The following is a 19,612-nucleotide window of genomic DNA, read 5'->3' as shown; positions in this document are numbered from 1 at the left end:
ATGAAAGGGAAAAAGATAAGCGTATTACTGGCCTTTGGTTTGAACATGTGTGTAGCTGCCGCACAGGAAGCCCGCTTTACAGTAACCGTGCATATGGCAGCAGGCAAGCCGGGCCGGCAGTTATATTTGTTATATAGGAGGAATGCAGATAGTAAAGCCTTTGACTCTGCCCGGGATGAGAATGGGAAGTTTACATTTTCCGGTAAAACATTGCATCCGCAAAAGGCATTCCTATGCCTGCCAGCGCCTGGAAAAACAGTGGAAAACACGCCTCTGAAAGAAGCTTTCCCGCTGTACCTGGAAAAAGGGAATATTGTGGTTATTGCCGGCGAAACGTTGAAGCATGCCCGTGTTGGTGGCACTACACTGAATAACGATTTACAGGCATACAATCACCTGGAAGACTCCTTAACACTGATAAAAGACGCGCTAAGAGAAAGGTATGGCAAGGCCTACCGCGATAAGAATAAAGATTCATTACAGGTTGTTACCGAAGCATTTTACCAGTTGGAAAGGGATCAGTTGCAATGTGAGGTGCTTTTTTTTCAGCAGCATACGCATTCACATGTAGCGCTGGAATGGTTAAAGAATGCTTATAACATTCCGCAGGAAAAGTCGAAGGTGGTAAACCTGTTTGCGCAGCTGGGCGATAATGTAAAACAATCGTTCAGTGGTCAGGCTTTTCAGGCCGAACTTGCCGCTGCGGCTTCCGTGGAATTAGGAAGTCCGGCACCTGTATTTTCTGAAAAGGATACCACAGGGCTGGCGGTTTCGTTACAGTCTTTCCGTGGCAAATATGTGTTGCTCGATTTCTGGGCCTCATGGTGTGGCCCTTGCCGTAAAGAAAATCCCAATGTGTTAAAGATGTATAAAGCCTTTCAATCGAAAGGGTTTACGGTGCTGGGTTTTTCAGTAGATGATTCGCCGGAGCGTTGGATGGCAGCGGTAGTGAAAGATTCGTTGCCCTGGTGCCAGCTGCGCGAAACTGGAGCAGGGACGAAAAAAGTGGCAGATGTGTATGGTGTAAAGGGGATACCCAGCAATTTCCTGATCGATCCCAATGGCAATATCATCGCTACCAATTTGCGTGGTCAGGAGCTGGAAGATACTTTAACAGCGGTGTTTAGCCGCCAGCAGCCGGTAGTAAAAGCCTCCAAAAAAGACGCTGTTGCGGCAGGCCTGGATATGACCCGGTATACATTTGAAGATAAAGAGGGCAATGCCATGAACCTGAAAAACTATACGGGCAAGTATATCATGATGGATATATGGGCATCGTGGTGTTACCCATGTAAAAAAGAATTTCCCGCCTTTGATTCGCTGAAAGCCGCTTTCAAAGAAAAGAATATCGTTTTTCTACAGGTATCGTGCGATGAAAGTAAGCGTAGATGGATCAACGAAATGGGCTTTACCAGGCGTATGTATGATCAGTATATCGCCAGCGATAAAGCTTTCCTGGATGAATTGCAGGTGTATACCATTCCCCGCTATTTGTTGATTGATACAAAGGGTAAGCTTATCAATGCCTATATGACCCGCGCTTCCGATCCGGTTACAGCAGCAACTTTATTACAATTAAAAGGTATTTAAAAAGTACATTTAGGGTCAGGGGCACAAAAAAGTTCGTGTGCTCCTGACCTTAAAAAACAGGATACTATGCTATACAAACGTATTTTTTCTTTTGGATTAGTAGTCAGTAGTTTTCTTTGTTTACCGGTAACAGCCCGTTGCCAGTTTCCCAATGCAGAAAAGGATATTTTTTCGCCACTGAAGCAGTGTGCCGATTCATTGAGAAAAGCGGAGGGACCAACCATTACGCCGGCAGAGGTGTTGAATATATTGGATAGTAACCCACCTGCGCGTGTATCGGTGGCATTGCCTGTTACTATCAAAAAGCAACTATTGTCGGCATCCGCACTGTATCAACAAAACCTGGCTGCGGTAGGGCTGGTGGCTATGTGTGCTGTATCCAATCCTTTACGGGGTGTGCAGTTAAACCATGCCAGTGGTTTTGTGATTACAGCGGATGGCGTTTTTATCACCAACTATCATGTACTGTATAGTTATGCGCATTCCCATTCCATGCATGACTGGGGTACGCTACTGGTGCGGCTGGGTAATGGCAAGGTATATGGCGTGAGAAAAATACTGATGTTTTCTGAGCATGATGATCTGGCTGTGCTACAGCTGGATGTGAAGCAGGAAACACTTCCTTATATTTCATTGGCGCCGAAAGATGCTACTATAGGGGAAGCTATTTATGTGTTAAGTAATTCGGATAAGCAGCTATACAGTATCACTACAGGTATTGTATCAGACAAGTACAATCAATCTATGGGTGGGCCTTCGGGTGTTGCCTCTTTTGATAGAAACCTGTTGTCTATTACAGCGGAGTTTGCTGTTGGTGCCAGTGGCGGCCCCATACTGGATGGTAATGGCAACCTGGTGGGTATTGTATCCAGCACGCATGTGATAGAACAAATGAATACGGGGCATCCACAAAGCCAGATGACCATTAAAAATGCTATCCCGGTGTCGTCTTTACAAAAGCTGACACGGTAAGTATTAATTACTAAACAGTTGGCAGCTGAACATGCTGTTAACTGTTTAGTGATATTAAAAATTAGTGTGCATGCCTGTAATGTCTTCTTCTGTGGTCTGTGCCAGCATTTTTTTTTCCAGTGTGCCTTCGCAGCGAAACTGTAAACTCAAATGAAAGCCTTTATCCCCTTCAATGGTAAGCTCGCCATCTAACTGCATGCTCAGGCCATAGATAAGGCTCATGCCTAATGAGCCGGCAGTGGTAATGTCAAAGTTTTCCGGTAAGCCTATGCCATCATCTGTAATAGTAAGATGATAGCAGTTATCCTGTGCTTTGAGTGTGATATAGATATGGCCTTTCCGGTTTGCGGGAAAGGCGTATTTAATAGAGTTGCTGACCGTTTCATTGAGAATAAGGCCAATGGGCACAGCCTGGGCTGCGTCCAGCTCCAAGGGTTCTACTTGTTTGCTGAATACAATTTTATCTGTTGTGCCAAAGCAATCTTCCATATAGTTCACCAGCTCTGTCACATACCATTGCATATTAATAGTGGCCAGGCTTTCTGTCTGATATAGCTTCTGGTGAATCAGTGACATGGCATACATGCGGTGCTGACTGTTTTGAATGGCGGCAATAGCTGCTTCATTGTCGAGGTAGGCGCTCTGGCTGTTCAACAGGCTCATTACTATTTGCAGGTTGTTTTTTACCCGGTGATGTATCTCCTTTAGCAGCCACTCTTTTTCATCCAGCAGTCCTTCTTTTTCTGCCAGTAGTTCTTTTATCTGGTTATTCTGTATATGTATCTCTTTTTGCTGCGCTTGCAGCTGGCGGTTCACCTGGTGCTTTGTGCGGTAGTTGCTGTAGAGGATAATACAAAAGGCAATCAGCACCAGTATGCCTATGATAACGCTATTTTTGCTTCCCCTTTCTGCCAGGGTTTCCAGGCGTATCAGTTCATTGGCTTTCTGAGCCTTTGCCACCACTGTAACACAAAGGCACAGAACAGGAACCAACCACACAAAACGGGAAGTAGCGAACATGGCTATACAGGGGTTTTGTACGCAAGTTAAAGGCGATAGAAGTCCGGATAGGGTATGCGTTGATTTGTGTAAGCTTTTGTATGCTTTGTGCAAAAGATGCCTGTGATTGCAGGGGATTATTGTATAGCCCCCGTTTTGCCAGAAAATGAACCCGGAAATACCATTTTTTGAACCTAAAGTGATAATTATTGAACCTCTTATCGGCTGAGTACCAATACATTTGATGCTGTAAAAATCAACGAAGGCCCTGTAAGGTGAGCCATGAGGTTGTTGCTTGTTGTTACGTTCGACTGGTTTAATGCTCCCGATTGCATTACTGCTTTTTCGATGAATTCTTTCTTGCCATTTTTAACCATTGCTATATGCGAACATGCTATCTGCTACTATTTTTTTGCTGTGCCTGCCTGACAGCAGCGGCGCAGACAAAAACTGTGAAAGGAACCGTAAGGGATGAAACAGGTATTGCGCTGGCCGGCGCTTCTGTTGCCGGGCGGGGCACCCCAATTGTCACTGCTACAGATTCCGGTGGTCATTTCCGCCTGGTGGTGCCCGAAAAAACTACCACATTGATTATCAGTTACACGGGTATGGAAACCCAGGAAGCAGCGATAACAGGAGGAGACGTGATAGTGGTGCTGAAAGGCAGCGCTTCGTCGCTGAACGATGTGGTGGTGATTGGATACGGCACCGCCCGTAGAAAAGATCTGACCGGTTCGGTGGCTTCTGTATCGGGCAAGCAAATTGCGGCGGTGCCCGTGGCCAATGCGGCACAGGCGCTGGCGGGTAAGGTGCCCGGTGTAAATGTTACGGTACAGGATGGCCGGCCCGATGCCAGTGTGTCTATCCGTATCCGGGGCGGTGGTTCTGTTTCTCAAAGCAACGAGCCATTATATATAGTAGACGGTTTTCCGGTAAGTAATATCACCGATATCCCACCTAACCAGATAGAAACCATTGACATCTTAAAAGATGCGTCTTCTACTGCCATTTATGGGGCCAGGGGGGCCAACGGTGTTATCATCATCACCACCAAAAACGGGAAAGCAGGTAAGCTTACCATCGCCTACGACAATTTTGTGCAGTGGAACAAGGCTACCAAATATCTCGAAACCATGAATGCCTACGACTACATTGCCTATAACTGGCAGTATGCCAAAGCCATCAGCAACAGCTATGCCGATGCCTGGGAACGTTTGTGGGCCATTGGCAGTTATGCTGCGCAGTATAACAACACGGAGGGCATTGATCATTATAAAAATACAGGTGCCAGAAACTTCTCTAAAGAAGCCTACAACAGCTCTTTCTCGCACAGCCATAACCTCAGCATCAGTAATGGCAATAATAAAACGAAGTATATTTTATCCATGAGCTATAACGATAACCAGGGTATGAAAATCAATTCCTGGTTTAAGCGTATGAATGCGGCTTTTAAAGTAGAGCAAAAGCTTACCAACAAGCTTACCCTGGGTTTTGATACCCGTTACACCAATATCGAAAAAATGGGAGATGAGGGTACTACCAATGGCAAGGGCTCTGTCTTATCTTCTGCCTACCAGTTCAGGCCTATTGCTACAGCCGATGTGCTGGGCGAGCTGGACGACCGTAAAAACTCGCAGCTGGGTTTATATGATATGGTGTTGCAGGACAGGTATAACCCGGTAGCGCTGATGAAAGATTATCAGCCTTTGGGCAAAGAAAGATCATTGCGTTCCAATGCGTCTTTAACCTGGAATATCCTGAAAGGATTAACTGCCCGGTCAGAACTGGGTTACAACCTTAACTGGAACAAGGGCAAGATATGGTCAGGTGCGGTATACAACAACTACCTCACCGATAGCGGCACTAAAACATTCTCGGGTAATGCCACTATCAACACCAGTGAAGGATGGCAATTGCGCTGGGTAAATACGTTGAATTACCAGGTGTCCGGCCTGGGTAAAGCCCATAACCTCAATGCTATCATTGGCCAGGAAGTGAACAATTCCAATTCAGAAGGCACCAGCATGTGGGGGCTCAAGTATCCTGTTTCCTTTACATCAGACAGGGCATTTGCCATGATGGATCAATACCTGGCCACGGTGGGCACCACGGTCAATTACGGGTATAGTTCCACTGCGGGCACCCCCAACAGGCTTACTTCGTATTTTGGTCGTGCCAACTACACGTTACTGGATAAATACCTGTTCTCTGCTACGTTACGGGCCGATGGGAGTTCCCGTTTTGCGCCTTCTAACCGCTGGGCTTATTTTCCGGCAGCTTCGTTTGGCTGGCGCATCAGTGATGAAAACTTCCTGAGAGACGTAAGTACTATCAATATGTTGAAGCTGCGTGTGTCTTATGGTTCGGTAGGTAATGACGGCATCAGTGCCAACCTCTGGAAAAATCAATGGACATCCAACGGGCTTACGCAGTTTTCTATCAATGAGGTAAGGCAAAGCGCCTATTCTCCGGCCAACACTATTGCCAATCCTAACCTGAAGTGGGAAACCACCATTACCCGCAACCTGGGGCTGGATTTTACCTTGCTGGATAAACGTTTGTACGGTACCATTGAAGGCTACTGGAACTCTACCAAAGATTTGCTGATGCTTACACCTATATCGCCTATCAGTGGATTTTCGTTCACTTATCAGAACGTAGGTGCTACCAGCAACAGGGGTATAGAGCTTTCTTTAGGTAGCGACCTGGTGCGTGGTAAAGACTTTAACCTGAGCGCCAGTTTCAACATCAGCATTAACAGGGGCAGAATAGATGAGTTGTCACCGGGCATTACCGGCCTGTATAAATCACAATGGGGTTCCACTGTTACACAACCTAACACCGGCGATTACATCCTGCAGGTGGGCAAGCCGGTAGGCCAGGTGCGTGGGTATACCTACGACGGCTGGTATAAGCCGGAAGATTTTACCTATGCCAATGGCGTGTATACGCTGAATAAAAGCAAGGATAACCCGGATATAGGTTCAGGTATTATTGGTACTGTATTCGGTACTACTACCAGCAAGCCTGCCGGGCAGGTAGCACACCCTGGTGTGATTAAGTTTAAAGATCTTACAGGCGATGGCGTGGTGGATGAAAAGGATGTAAGCATTATTGGTGATATGAATCCCAAACATACCGGTGGCTTTAACCTGAATGCTTCTTACCGCAACTTGGACTTTGCTATGAACTTTAACTGGAGCTATGGCAACAAGGTGTATAATGCTACCTACCTGGCTGCGTTTATGGGAAGCAAGGAAGATGGATTGTACAAGAATCGTTTGAACTACTTGTCCAGCTCTTACCGTTTGTATGATATACAGGGCGGACAACTGGTAAAAGTGACCGACCCGGCCGGGCTGAATGCTTTGAATGCGAATGCTACCACCTTCCTGCCTTACCAGGAAAACCCGGTGGTGTCATCTTTAGGTATACAGGATGGTTCATTTCTGCGCTTAAATACTGTAACGCTGGGCTATAGTCTGCCTGCAGGGATATTGCAGAAAATGCACATCAGCAGGCTGCGCTTGTATGGTTCTATATTCAACGCGCTGTTATTTACCAGTTATAAAGGGCTTGATCCGGAAGTGAACACTAATACCAGCCAGGGCGGTGCACAATATCCCACTACCGGACTGGATTGGGGTGCTTATCCGCGCGCCCGGTCATTCACCCTTGGTTTAAATGTTGAATTTTAAATGATTGTAAACGGTTCCAGATATGAAAAAGATAATACCCATTCTTTATATAGCCGTGTTACTGATACCGGTTGCTTCCTGTAAAAAAAGCTTTTTAGATGTGCAGTCGCCATCTTCTGTTGACCAGGACTTTGTATTCTCTTCTCCCAGTGAAACCTATAAAGTGCTGATAGGCTGCTACGATCTGTGGCGTTCGGGCGCCAGTGGTTTGTTTTATGATATTGACGTAGTGGGGTCTGATGCAGAGTGCCATCCCGAAACATACGATGCGCAATTAAGGCATATTCCCGAGGGGTTATATGCCAGTGAAATTTCCATTGATTATGCCAACTCGCTCAACGCCTGGGCCAACCTGTACAAAATAGCCAACCGCGCCAACATTATTATGGATGCCATACGTGCCAAGCCGGAATACCAGCAGGCGGTTGCGGCAGGCGCTGTTACCGATTGGACGCAACTGTATGGAGAAGCTGCGGTGTTCCGTGCCTTCTCTTACCATACCTTGATCCGTTATTTTGGCGATGTGCCTTATTTCCAGAATACCATATCTACCACTGCACAAACAGACAGTGCCAGGCTTACTTCGCGTGATGTTATTTACGACGGCGAAATAGATAACCTGTCTAAGGCGGCAACAGGTATGTATCGCCTGGGCGAAAGTGGTATTAATGCAGAAAGGTTTTCGCGCACTTTTGCTTACGGGTTAATGGGTAAAATGGCGATGTATGCCGGTGGTTATGGCTTGCGCCGTACCGATCTGAACTATGGTGGCGTAACCTTTACACAGCTGGGTATTGAAAAATGGAATGCCAAATATGTACGCCGTACGGATTATAAAAAATATTATGAATTAGCGAAAACAAATCTGAAAGCCTGCCTGGACAATGCCGGATCTGCCTACCTGATCACAACAGACCCGCGTGGTACGGGTTTTACAAATCCGTTCCAGTATAATTTTCAGTATAACATGAACCTGGTAGTAAGCCCGGAGTCGTTATACGAAATTGGAGAAACGCAGGCGCAGTTTTCAGAACGCCCTTATGCTTTTGGCCGTCCGTCTAACGGGGGCAGTTCCAATGCCTATCCTAACAAGGCATATGGACAAAGCCGCATGCATCCTTCTTTTTATTATGGCGATTATGATCCCAAAGATCTGAGAAGGGATGTTTCTGTTACCGTTACTGCCAATTCCGGCAGTGCTTCGGAAGTGATTATAGACTTTACTCCCGGCTCGCGCGATAAGGGTGGTCTGGCTAACAATAAATGGGATGAAAGCCGTATGCCTAATCCTTATGTAGCTGCGCAGCGGCAATCCGGTATTAACTGGCCGCAGCTGCGTATGGCAGATGTGATATTGCTGCTGGCAGAAGCATATGCCGAAACAGGAGAAGAAGGGCAGGCGAAGGTGGAACTGGCTAAAGTAAGAAGCAGGGCTTTTGCAGCGGCTGATCAAACAGAGAAAGTAACCAATTATATCAATGCCCTGGGTGGTGATGCGTTGAAAGAGGCCATTTTGCAGGAGCGGAAGCTGGAGTTTGCCGGGGAAGGCTATCGCCGCGAAGACCTGATACGTACTGGCAAGCTGCCGCAAAAGATTAAAGCACTACGGGATGCCCAGATAGCGATGGTAGCAGGCTTAAAAGCCAATGGCTATTATACTTTTCCTAACGGCAACACCATCTCTAACTATATCTATACCAAAGGGGTGAATGCGGCCGACCTGGGGTTGAGTAAAATGCTTACCACCCAAACTACTGTGGCAGAAGGAGCGGCCACTTATCCCATTCTATTCCCCGGCTGGCGTGGTAATTCAGATGCCTGGGTGGGATTGGGTTATACGGCAAGCACCAACAACCGTAATCTGGCTATACAGGGTTTGTTCCGGTATATCGATCCTAATGGGGCCGAAGCGGCCGACCTGGTAGCGAAGGGGTACAAGAAAACGGCATGGGGCGCTAATATTGTGGCCAATGAAGCGCAGTACACCACTAATATTTTTAAAGGATATCCTGACAGTTATTTCAGTTCAGGTGTTCCTCCCAGGTATTTACTGCCTTTAACATCAGAAACGGTTTCGAAATCGAATGGCCTTATTACCAATGGCTATGGATTTCAATAATCTATAATTGTTTTTTTTAGACAACAAGCGATCGGAAGCTGTTTCTACAGCTTCCTCTTTTTTTATACTCAGCAGGTCGCTTTCAGGCATGCCTGAAAATAGGAGTGAAAAACGAATAGCTGTTTTTTTATATTAGTTGTATCTTAGAATATTGCCGGATGTATTTTTTTTGAACGATTGCTTTTTGCTTATGAAAAGTGCACTGAGATATTTTTTGTTGCTTCTTGCCACGCCTGTGTGTTTTTGCCGGGTACATGGTCAGCCACGTTGTAAAATAGAACATTATTCTACCGAAGATGGCTTGTCGCACGATATGGTTACCAGCATGTATAAGGATAAAGAAGGCTTTATGTGGTTGGGTACCTGGAATGGATTAAACCGTTTTGATGGACGGCAGTTCCTTTCTTTTAAATCTGCCCCCGGCGATTCCTCCTATATCAAGAATAACCGTATTGACCAGGTTACAGGAGATGATTATCACCATTTGTGGGTGAAATCGTACGACGGGCAAATTTACCGTTTTGATAAAACTACAGAGCGTTTCCGGCCTGCTATGGCCTTGTTGCGGAACCCACCTGCCATAGGATCGTTTAAAGGAGTGCTGTCGCAGTATGATGATAAACTGTGGATGGAAACAATAGAGCAGGGCATTCTGTTAATGGAAAAGCCTGCTTCTGATTCTTCTTCGTGGCATTGGTATACACAGCAGGCAGCGGAACAGTTTCGCATACCTTCCAACAAAGTGTTGTTTATGAAGGAAGACCGGCAGGGCCAGGTATGGCTGGGTACCGATAAGGGGCTGTGCCGCCTGGTAAAAAATAAGGCCGGAGTGTATGAAAGCATGCGTTGCCGGTATGCGTGTGACACGGCTGCTGTTACCTGTATGGCAGAAACAGCCGAAGCGGTGTACGCAGGTACGGATGATGGCCGTTTATTGGTAATAGCACATTCAGGTCAGTTGCTCACCTCTTTTCATTTGGGTAATGCTGCCCTGTATGGTTTGCTGGTGAACAGAAATCAGAAATATCTCTACGCTACAACGGGCGCTGGTGCGTTGGTGCGTATAACGTTGCGTACCTGGGAAATACAGCAATTTATGCAGGACAGTAAAAACGCCTTGTATTCGTTGTATGAAGACAGGCGTGGCGATCTGTGGATTAAACCGGAAAAAGAAGGCGTGATTGTGTTTCATGTGCAGCGGCAACAGTTTAAAAACTATTTCCAGCAAAACAATGCACGGTATAATTATGCTGGCGATCATTTTAAAGTATATGAAGATAAGAATGGCATCCTGTGGGTGAACATGAAAGGAGGGGGCTTTGGTTATTACAATGCCGAAAAGGATGCGGTAGAATATTTTTATAACAATCCGCTGTCGGGCACACGGCGCATGTCTAATATCGTAAGTACGTTGTTTTATGATACAGATGGGTTGCTGTGGTTACGCACCGATGAAAGAGGTATTGAAAAAATTATCTTTCAGCCGGAAGATTTTCAGCAACGACTATTGGTGCAGGGTAGTGTATACCGCTCTGATAATGAAGTGCGGGGATTGCTGGAAGACCGGCGGCACCGTCTTTGGCTGGGTATGAAAAGCGGCCTGCTGTATATTCTTGAAAATGGCAAACCAGCGGGTGTGCGTTTTGAAAACATGCCTGGCCATGGGATAGGGCAGGTATATACTATTCTGCAGGATAAAGCGGGTTGTATGTGGCTGGGCACTAAAGCACATGGGTTATACAAGGCTACGCCTGTGAATGCACCCGAAACTGTTTACCGGCTGGAACATTTTATGCCAGATGCTGCTGACGCTACCAGCATCAGCAGCAACGAAATTTATACCTTACTGGAAGATAGCCGGGGCTTGTTATGGGCCGGCAGTTTTCAAAATGGTTTAAACCTGGTACAAAACGATAATGGCCATACCCGCTTTATACACGACAGGGAATGCCTGGCTAATTATCCTGCCGGCAGGTACCGGAAAATACGGCATATGGCCGAGGATAAAAACGGCCGCTTATGGATGGCTACCACAGATGGTTTGCTAATTGCAGATGTAACCACCCCTGCTTCTTTTACCTATGCTTCTTATCAGAAAATATCGGGCGATGGGCATAGCCTGGGTAATAACAATGTACAGTATATATGCCGGGATACACACGATCAGATGTGGCTGGCCACGCTGGGAGGAGGATTGAACAAAGCCATAGGCGATGATCCTTTACGGTCGCTTCGGTTTGATGTGTATACGATGAAACAGGGGCTGCCTAACGATTACCTGCTCAGCTGTGCAGAAGACAGTTATGGATACCTGTGGATTGCTACCCAAACCGGCTTGTCGCGGCTGGATAAAACCACCATGAAGTTCCGGAACTATAACTCTAATGATGGACTGCCCCTGTGTACTTTTTCGGAAGCTTCCTGCCAGTTGTGTGATAACGGGCATATGGTGTTTGGTACCATCCGCGGATTGGTGGAAGTAGATCCTCCGCATTTAAAAGATCATGTAACAGATATGCAACTGGCTTTTACCGGCCTTTCGGTGAACAACGAAACCGTGCTGCCCGGTACCGGTAACCCGGTAATGCCGGTGGCCTTGAACTATACCAAAGAGGTAACCCTCCATTACGATCAGAATACGCTGGGCTTTGATTTTACTATCCCCGATTTCCGGCTGGGCAGCAAGCAGGCCTATGCTTACCGTTTGCAGGGCTTTGAAGATCGCTGGAACTATACTTCGGAAGGTAGCGCTACCTATACGCATCTGCCACCGGGAAGGTATGTGCTGGAAGTAAAATGCATGCATACGGCGTTGTATCAGCAGGTGCCTTACCGGCAGCTGGCGGTTACTATTTTGCCGCCACTGTGGAAAACGGGATGGGCTTACCTGTTATACAGCGTTCTGATAATGTCGCTGGGATGGGCTTTATGGAAAACAGCCGCTACGCTGTTACGGTTAAAGCAACGTATTGCGCTGGAAAAGAAAGTGGCTGCATTGAAGCTGGATTTTTTTACCAATGTTTCTCACGAATTGCGAACGCCTCTTACATTGATCATGAACCCGGTGGCAGCGCTGGAACAGCGCGAGGGGTTAAGTCAGCTGGGTAAACAATATGTGGAAGTAATTAAGCGCAATGCCAACCGCATGAACCGGTTTATTAACCAGTTGCTGGAACTGCGCAAACTGGAAAGCGGTAAAGCACAGTTGCAGGTGGCGCAGGTGGCATTACCCGAATTTGTAAAAAATATTACTTCCTTTTTCCTGGAAATGATCCGGGAAAAACAAATACACCTGGAAATCATTGCCGATGTGGGCAGCTTGTATTGCTGGTGTGATAAAGATAAAATGGAAACCGCCTTTTATAATGTACTGGCCAATGCCTGTAAATACACGCGGGAGTGCGGGCATATTGTTATCAGGTTGCAACAACAGGAGCAGAATATGCTGATAGAAGTAATGGATGAGGGTGGTGGTGTGGAAGAAGGGGAGTTGCCTTACCTGTTCGATCTGTTTTATGCAGGCAAGGGTAGCCATAAAACGGGTGTCAAAGGCACAGGCATTGGGCTGGCGCTTACCCGGGAGATTATAGAGCTGCATGGTGGCAGCATTACGGCCTGTAACCGCGGGGGAGGACTGGCCGTTACCATTATGCTTCCTATAGTGGTAGCTGCTTCTAAAAAGGCTGGCATCAGTTATGTGCAGGAGCCGGCGGAAATGCACGATAACGCAATACCGGATATAGTAGCGGATCCTTTGTTGCACGAGCCTGCTGCACAGGGGCAGGGCAGGCATCCGGAGCAGCCTTTGCTGTTAATAGTAGAAGATAACTCCGATCTCAGGGCATTTATACAAAGCCTGCTTTCTCCCTTTTACCGTATAGCCCTGGCAGAGAACGGGCGGGAAGGCTGCCGTATAGCGCTGGAACTGATGCCTGACCTGGTGATCAGTGATATTATGATGCCGGAAATGGATGGCATACAAATGCTGGACTACCTGAAAAAGAATATGGTAACGAGTCACATACCCGTGATTTTGTTAACGGCTAAAAGCGCCGTGGAAAGCCAGATTGAAGGGCTGGAATACGGCGCGGACTATTATATTGGTAAACCCTTCCAGAACGACTTTTTAATGGCTGCTATCAGAAGCCTGGTGCGGCAACGGAAGCTGATGTTGAAGCACCTGGTGAACGGGAAAGAAAACATCCGGCTGGAGCCGGGTACGCTACAGGTAACCTCACAGGATGCGAAATTTTTAAAGCAGGTGACAGAAGTAGTGGAGGAGAAGATGGCGGATGAAAGCTTTGATATAGACACCGTAGCGGTTTCTATAGGTATGGGCCGAACTACCTTTTATAAAAAATTTAAAGGATTAACGGGCATGGCGCCTGTGGAATTTGTGCGCGAAATGCGCCTGAAACGTGCGCAGCAGTATTTTGATGCGGGCTATGGCAATGTGTCGGAGGTGGCTTATGCCGTAGGGTTTAACAACGCCAAATATTTCAGTACCTGTTTTAAAGCCCGTTACCAGGTAGCGCCCACCGAATATCTGAAACAACATCAATCCGGCAACCTGGCAGCCGGCGAATCGTAAGGTTTATTATTTATCGTTTTTCATACTGTTTTTGTGCAGCTGCGGCAGTGTAAGCAGGGTAATGATTTTTAAACCCATCCGGTTAAAAAGCAAACCTGTTTACCTGTTGCCTGGTGTAGGTTAGCGATCTTCCCGTGGCAGATGGCCGCCGGAGATTAAAACAAAATATATGAAAAGCAAGATTGCAGCCATTGCTATAGCCAGCCTGGTAATAGGCGGTTGTAGTAAAAAAGAACAACCGGCAGTAGCTTCCGGGCTAACTGCCAAAGACCTGGGATCTCTTTCGGTAGTAGACGTTCCCAGTATCCCATCCGGTACCTTTCCCATCACAAATTACGGGGCTTCCACCAGTGCAGCTGACAATGCATCGGCCATCCTGGCTGCTATTAATGCAGCGTTTAACGCCGGAGGGGGTACCGTGGTTGTTCCATCAGGAACATTTGTAAGTGGCCCTTTAAAGCTGAAAAATAATGTAGGGCTGCAGTTGTCCAGTGGCACTACGCTTAAAGTGCTGGCCTATGCTTCTTATCCCGGCGCAGGTGGCACCGCAGACGTAGCCGCTTTTATTGACCTGGGCGGCATCGCCAATGCAAAGGTGTCAGGGCCGGGTACTATTGACGGGCAGGGGGCTGCCTGGTGGAGCGCCTATAATACTTCCAAGGCCAATGGTGCTGCTATTGCGCGGCCTGCCATTATTGGTGTAGGGGGCAGCGCCAGCACGCTGGAAATATCCGGCATCACTATTATCAATGCGCCTAATAGCCATATCGGCATCGGGAAAAACAATAACAGCGTTACTGTTTCCGGTGTTACCCTCAGTTCGCCCGCTACTTCTCCTAACACAGATGGTATCGATGTGTGGTGCACCAATGTAAACATCACCAATTGTAACATCAGCTGTGGAGATGATAACATTGCTATTAACACCAATGGGAAATATGTGACGGTAACAGGTTGCACCTTTGGCGCCGGGCATGGCCTTTCTATAGGCAGCTATGCGGCTAATATTGATCATGTTACGGTAGATAACTGTACATTCAACGGAACAGATAATGGTATCCGTATCAAATCGAACCGCACCCGCAGCGGCACCGTGCAGTACCTGACCTACACCAATCTTACTATGACCAATGTCTCTAATCCTTTTAACCTGGTAGAATACTATCCTGATAATACCATTCCCGCTTCCGCTTCCGGCGATGCGGCGCAAACGGTTACCAGCACTACGCCTGTTTGGAAGCATATTGTTTTCAGCAACATTACGGTAACAGGGGCGGATAAGGCAGGCACATTATGGGCGGTGCCTGAAAAGGCGATGACAGACCTGCTTTTTGATAACGTGAAAATCACTGCTACCAAGGGAATGACGGCTAATTATGTAAACGGTGCTGCTTTTACCAATGGCTCCAAAATAACGGTGTCCAGTGGTAATGCTTTTGTGAGCACGTATAACTCTACCATTACCGGTATCAACACCACCACCGGTGCAGCACAATAAATAACTTTTAAAACACAATGTATGAAGGCTTTACCATATTTCTGTTGGCTATGGGGTGCCATGGCGCTTTTTAGCTGCCGGAAAGAGCAGGCTCCGGCGAATCTTAGCCTGAACACACAAATGGCAGCAGTGCCTGCTGGTGTGTCTATTACAGTAGCGCAGGATGGCAGTGGTAACTATACTACGGTGCAGGCTGCGTTTAATGCAGTACCAAGTAACAGCAGCACCAGAACCGTGATCTATGTTAAAAATGGTACTTATAAAGAAGTGCTTACGGTAGAAACCGCGAAGAAGAATATTACCATTGTAGGGGAAAGTGTAACCGGCGTAAAGCTTACCTATGATAACTATTCCAGTAAAATAAACCCTGCTACCGGCAGCGGCTATGGCACTTCCGGATCGGCCAGCACTTTTATTAAAGGAGAAGGCTTTTATGCACAGGATATTACTTTTGAAAACTCCTCCGGTCCGGTAGGGCAGGCATTGGCTGTTAATATCACGGGCGATAAAACCATCTTTAATAACTGCCGTTTCCTCGGCCGTCAGGATACCTGGTATGGTGGTAATTGCCGCGTGTATCTGAAAAACTGTTACATAGAAGGAACTACTGATTTTATATTCGGCGCCGCCACCGCTTATTTTGATGGCTGTAGTATTTACAGCTATGGCGGCACGGCGCTTACGGCCGCCAATACGGCTAATTATGTTACCTATGGCCTGGTGTTTAATAATTGTGCTGTTACCGGCGCATCGGGGGTCTCTACTTTGCTGGGCCGTACCTGGGGCGCTTATGCTGCTACAGCGTTTGTAAACAGTTCTTTGTCGTCGATCATTTCGGCGGCGGGCTGGAACGATTGGGGCAATACGGCTAATGATGCCACTGCGCGTTATAACGAGTATGGTAACACAGGAAGCGGGGCCTCTACTTCGGGGCGTGTATCGTGGAGCAGGGTGCTTACCAGCGCACAGGCGGCCAGCTATACCTCTTATCTGAATGTGTTGAAAACCACGTATGCCAGTTCGCCCGTTATAGATAACTGGGACCCTTATGTAGTGATCAATGATCCTGCGGCTCCGCCGTCTTCTCCCATTGTTTCCGGTGCTACCTATGCCATCCTCGCAAAGCATAGTGGTAAAGGGCTGGATGTTACCGGTGTTTCTACGTCCAGTGGCGCTGCCATACAGCAATGGAATTATGTGGGGGCCACTAACCAGCAGTTTGTCATTAATGATGTGGGTAGCGGTTATTATAACATTGTAAATGTAAACAGCGGCTTGTGCCTGGATGTAAAAGATGGCTCTACCAGCAATGGTGGTATTATACAGCAATGGGGTTATGCAGGAAGCGCCAACCAGCAGTTTACTATTACCAGCACCGGTAATGGCTATTTTAAAATCATTAATAAAAACAGCGGCAAATGCCTGGATGTAAAAGATGCTTCTACCAGCAATGGTGCGGTAGTGCAGCAATATACGTTTGCCAACGGCGATAACCAGCTGTGGCAGTTGAGTAAGGTGAATTGATCATGGGAGCAGAAAGAGCCTGTGTCTGAGCAGATACAGGCTCTTTGTATCCTATTTAATCGTCTCCTGGTGTAACGCGGCAACTACTTGGTAGCACCTGGTTGGTTTTAGTTGAACGATCTTCTGAATTCCAAAGGCGACAAATTGGTTTTGGATTTAAACAGTTTGCTGAACGATTGGGAATGTTCAAAGCCCAATTGATACGCTACTTCACTTACGGTAAGGCTGGTGGTGGATAGCGTTTCTTTTGCTTTTTCAATGAGTTTGTTGTGAATGTATTGTTGTGCGTTGCTGCCGATAAGCGAGCGCAGCATATCGCTTAAATAACTGGGCGTGAGGTTTACATGTTCGGCCAGGTGTTGAACGCTGGGCAAGCCCTGGTGAAGCCCGGTATCCTGGCTGAAATAATCGTTCAGGTAATCTTCCAGTTTTTGCAGCAGGTTGTTGCTTACAGCCTGGCGGGTAATAAACTGGCGTTTGTAAAAGCGGTTGGCGTAGTTGAATAACAGCTCTATCTGGGCAATCACTACATCATGGCTAAAGTCGTCAATGCGGCTGTTCAACTCTTCTTCTATCATCCGGAATATCCCGAGAATGGTTTCTTTTTCGCTTTCTGATAGATGCAGTGTTTCATTCACGGCATACGAAAAGAAGCCATATTGTTTTATCTTTTTAGCTATGGGATAATTCAGCAAAAAGTCCGGATGTATCAATAGGGTGCAGCCACACATTTCTTCGGTGGTAAACCCTTTTTGGTTGTTGTGGCCAATGATCTGGTTGGGGGAAGCGAATAACAAACCGCCTTCGTCAAAATCATAATGTCCCTGGCCGTATCTTAAACTGCCATCCAGTTTAGATTTAAAAGCGATCTTATAAAAAGCCAGTACATGAGAGTGGTGGCCGTCTATGGAATAGGCATCGTGATGGCTGCCCCTTATCAGGCTAATCAGCGGGTGTTTAGGCTTGGGCAAGCCAAAGTACTTATGTGCGTCTGATATAGAACTGAATTTATAATGGTTCGCTTCCTCTTTTTTCATACTAACCTCTTTAATTCCTGGTAGCTGGCTGCTGTAGGGCAGCCGGCTACCAGGAATGTGTTATCAAATATACTACCTGTTTACGGTATCTCTATTCCACCTGGCCTTGTGCAGCGCTGGAAATAGCATCCCATTCTTCCCAGGTTTTTAAACGCTCGGCATAAGCGGCGCGTACGGTAGGCAGGTTGTGCTTGCCCAGGTGAAAACGTAATGGAGGTTCCGCTGCGTCTACCAGGGCAAAAACAGCATCTGTAGTGGCGTTCGGATTGCCGCGTTCCAGCCCTCTTAGCTGGGTGAAGAAGTTGGCTTTGAAGTCGTTATACAGGTCCAGGTTTTGGGTAAACTTCAGGGAGTCCTGGCTGCCAAATTCGGTAGCATAAGCGCCTGGTTCAATAAGGCTTACGTGAATGCCAAAGGCTTTTACTTCTGCAGCCAAGCTTTCATGAATGGCTTCAAAAGCCCATTTAGAAGAGCAGTAGTAGCCAATTACCGGGTAGGTGATATGCCCCACGTTGCTGGAGGTGCCAATGATATGTCCACCGCCTTGCTGGCGCAGTAAAGGCAGGGCAGCCTGTATCACCGCAACAGGGCCAATAACATTGGTTTCATAGAGTAGCCTGATATCGTCTGCACTGGCTTCTTCAACAGTACCTACCAGCGAGTAGCCGGCATTGTTGAGTACAATGTCCAGTTTGCCAAAATGTGCATGTGCCTGCTCTACGGCTGCTTTTGCCTGGCCGGGTTTGGTAACATCCAGTTCCAGTGTAAGCACATTCTCCCCATATTTTTCCTTAAAATCGGCAATGCTTTCCAGTTTACGTGCGGTAGCAGCAACCTTATCACCCCGTTTCAAGGCTGCTTCTGTCCATATGCGTCCAAATCCACGGGAAGCGCCCGTAATAAACCAGGTTTTACCTGCATGTTGTTGTGCCATAAGTTTTTGTGTTTAACGTATGACAAAGTTCAGCCACGGGTACGGAGCGTTTGTAGCCTTATTGAGGGTACTTGTAGCCAAAACGGGGGAGAGTGCGGGGATGATGTGAGCTGTTTACAATAAGATGCGGGATACCTGCAACGGGCTATTGCCTGTTTGCTGCACGGTAACATAAGCTTGCTGTAAAGTGTGGTGCTTTTGCTGTATAACACTGCTTGTTTGCAACATTGTATTGTCTGTTTGCTATAGGGTATGGCAGGTTTGATGCATATGGCTGCATACCCGCAGTATACCATTATATGTTTGTAGTCTGCCGTTGTACAGTTGCTGCAGGATGCCTTACGTTTGCCGCTTGTTGCTGTCTACTTACCGTGTACCAATGCATGTTTGACGTGTGCAGCTGCATAGTTGCAGTGAGATAAAGCACAACTGCAATGTTCCATTGTACATCTGTAATCTTTTGGAAAATATGTTCCGCGTATTGTTGCACATGTGCAGTGTCGCGCGCCACATGTGCAGCGTTGCATGTAAGGTTTTGGGGCAATTTTGCAAACGGTACATCGCCTTCCTGCACATGTACAGGGGCATGAGGCACATCGGTAAATGTTTCTTGCAACATCTTACGGGTTTTCTGCACTGTTTAATTGTTT

General features: G+C 47.0%; 11 protein-coding genes. 7 read left to right on the top strand and 4 right to left on the bottom strand.

All coding sequences use genetic code 11. The annotated features are described in order from the left end of the window. Complete coding sequence (locus FLA_RS16285; RefSeq protein WP_076377489.1) at window positions 1-1,590, top strand: TlpA disulfide reductase family protein; 1,590 nt, start codon at window positions 1-3, stop codon at window positions 1,588-1,590. A gap of 66 nt (window positions 1,591-1,656) precedes the next feature. After that, window positions 1,657-2,562 carry a S1 family peptidase gene (locus FLA_RS16280; RefSeq protein ID WP_076377491.1) on the top strand — a complete coding sequence of 302 codons (906 nt, stop codon included), beginning with the start codon at window positions 1,657-1,659 and terminating at the stop codon, window positions 2,560-2,562. Between the two features lie 54 nt (window positions 2,563-2,616). On the opposite strand, the gene FLA_RS16275 is transcribed toward FLA_RS16280, so the two are convergent. Further along, window positions 2,617-3,582 carry a sensor histidine kinase gene (locus tag FLA_RS16275; protein ID WP_076377493.1) on the bottom strand — a complete coding sequence of 322 codons (966 nt, stop codon included), beginning with the start codon at window positions 3,580-3,582 and terminating at the stop codon, window positions 2,617-2,619. Window positions 3,583-3,944: 362 nt separating this feature from the next. Here FLA_RS16275 and FLA_RS16270 point away from each other — a divergent pair, with 362 nt between their 5' ends. The 5 genes from FLA_RS16270 (at window position 3,945) to FLA_RS16250 (ending at window position 16,991) form a co-directional block, all read left to right on the top strand. After that, a complete protein-coding gene (locus FLA_RS16270; RefSeq protein ID WP_076377495.1) occupies window positions 3,945-7,259 on the top strand; it encodes a SusC/RagA family TonB-linked outer membrane protein in 3,315 nt (1,104 codons plus the stop codon). 22 nt (window positions 7,260-7,281) lie between these two features. Further along, the gene (locus tag FLA_RS16265; protein WP_076377498.1) at window positions 7,282-9,378 is read left to right on the top strand and encodes a RagB/SusD family nutrient uptake outer membrane protein; all 2,097 of its coding nucleotides are present in this window, start codon (window positions 7,282-7,284) and stop codon (window positions 9,376-9,378) included. Between the two features lie 190 nt (window positions 9,379-9,568). Then, a complete protein-coding gene (locus FLA_RS16260) occupies window positions 9,569-13,969 on the top strand; it encodes a hybrid sensor histidine kinase/response regulator transcription factor (protein ID WP_076377500.1) in 4,401 nt (1,466 codons plus the stop codon). Window positions 13,970-14,138: 169 nt separating this feature from the next. Then, window positions 14,139-15,467 carry a glycoside hydrolase family 28 protein gene (locus tag FLA_RS16255; protein ID WP_076377502.1) on the top strand — a complete coding sequence of 443 codons (1,329 nt, stop codon included), beginning with the start codon at window positions 14,139-14,141 and terminating at the stop codon, window positions 15,465-15,467. A gap of 21 nt (window positions 15,468-15,488) precedes the next feature. After that, the gene (locus FLA_RS16250) at window positions 15,489-16,991 is read left to right on the top strand and encodes a pectinesterase family protein (protein ID WP_076377504.1); all 1,503 of its coding nucleotides are present in this window, start codon (window positions 15,489-15,491) and stop codon (window positions 16,989-16,991) included. Window positions 16,992-17,098: 107 nt separating this feature from the next. Here the strand turns inward: FLA_RS16250 and FLA_RS16245 are convergent, their stop codons facing one another. From FLA_RS16245 to FLA_RS16235, 3 genes are all read right to left on the bottom strand, one after another. Beyond that, window positions 17,099-18,028: a helix-turn-helix domain-containing protein gene (locus FLA_RS16245; protein WP_076377506.1), complete on the bottom strand. Its 930-nt coding sequence runs from the start codon at window positions 18,026-18,028 to the stop codon at window positions 17,099-17,101. 91 nt (window positions 18,029-18,119) lie between these two features. Then, entirely contained in the window at window positions 18,120-18,962 is an 843-nt protein-coding gene (locus FLA_RS16240; protein ID WP_076377508.1) for an SDR family NAD(P)-dependent oxidoreductase, read from the bottom strand. Between the two features lie 295 nt (window positions 18,963-19,257). After that, window positions 19,258-19,599, bottom strand: coding sequence for a hypothetical protein (locus tag FLA_RS16235; protein WP_096511081.1), 342 nt, complete (start codon window positions 19,597-19,599; stop codon window positions 19,258-19,260). Window positions 19,600-19,612 lie beyond the last annotated feature (13 nt).

Origin of the sequence: Filimonas lacunae (genome assembly GCF_002355595.1) — a bacterium.
GTDB classification, from domain to species: Bacteria; Bacteroidota; Bacteroidia; order Chitinophagales; family Chitinophagaceae; genus Filimonas; species Filimonas lacunae.
Note: the sequence above shows the minus strand (reverse complement) of the source record. Positions and strands in the feature narration are given on the sequence as shown.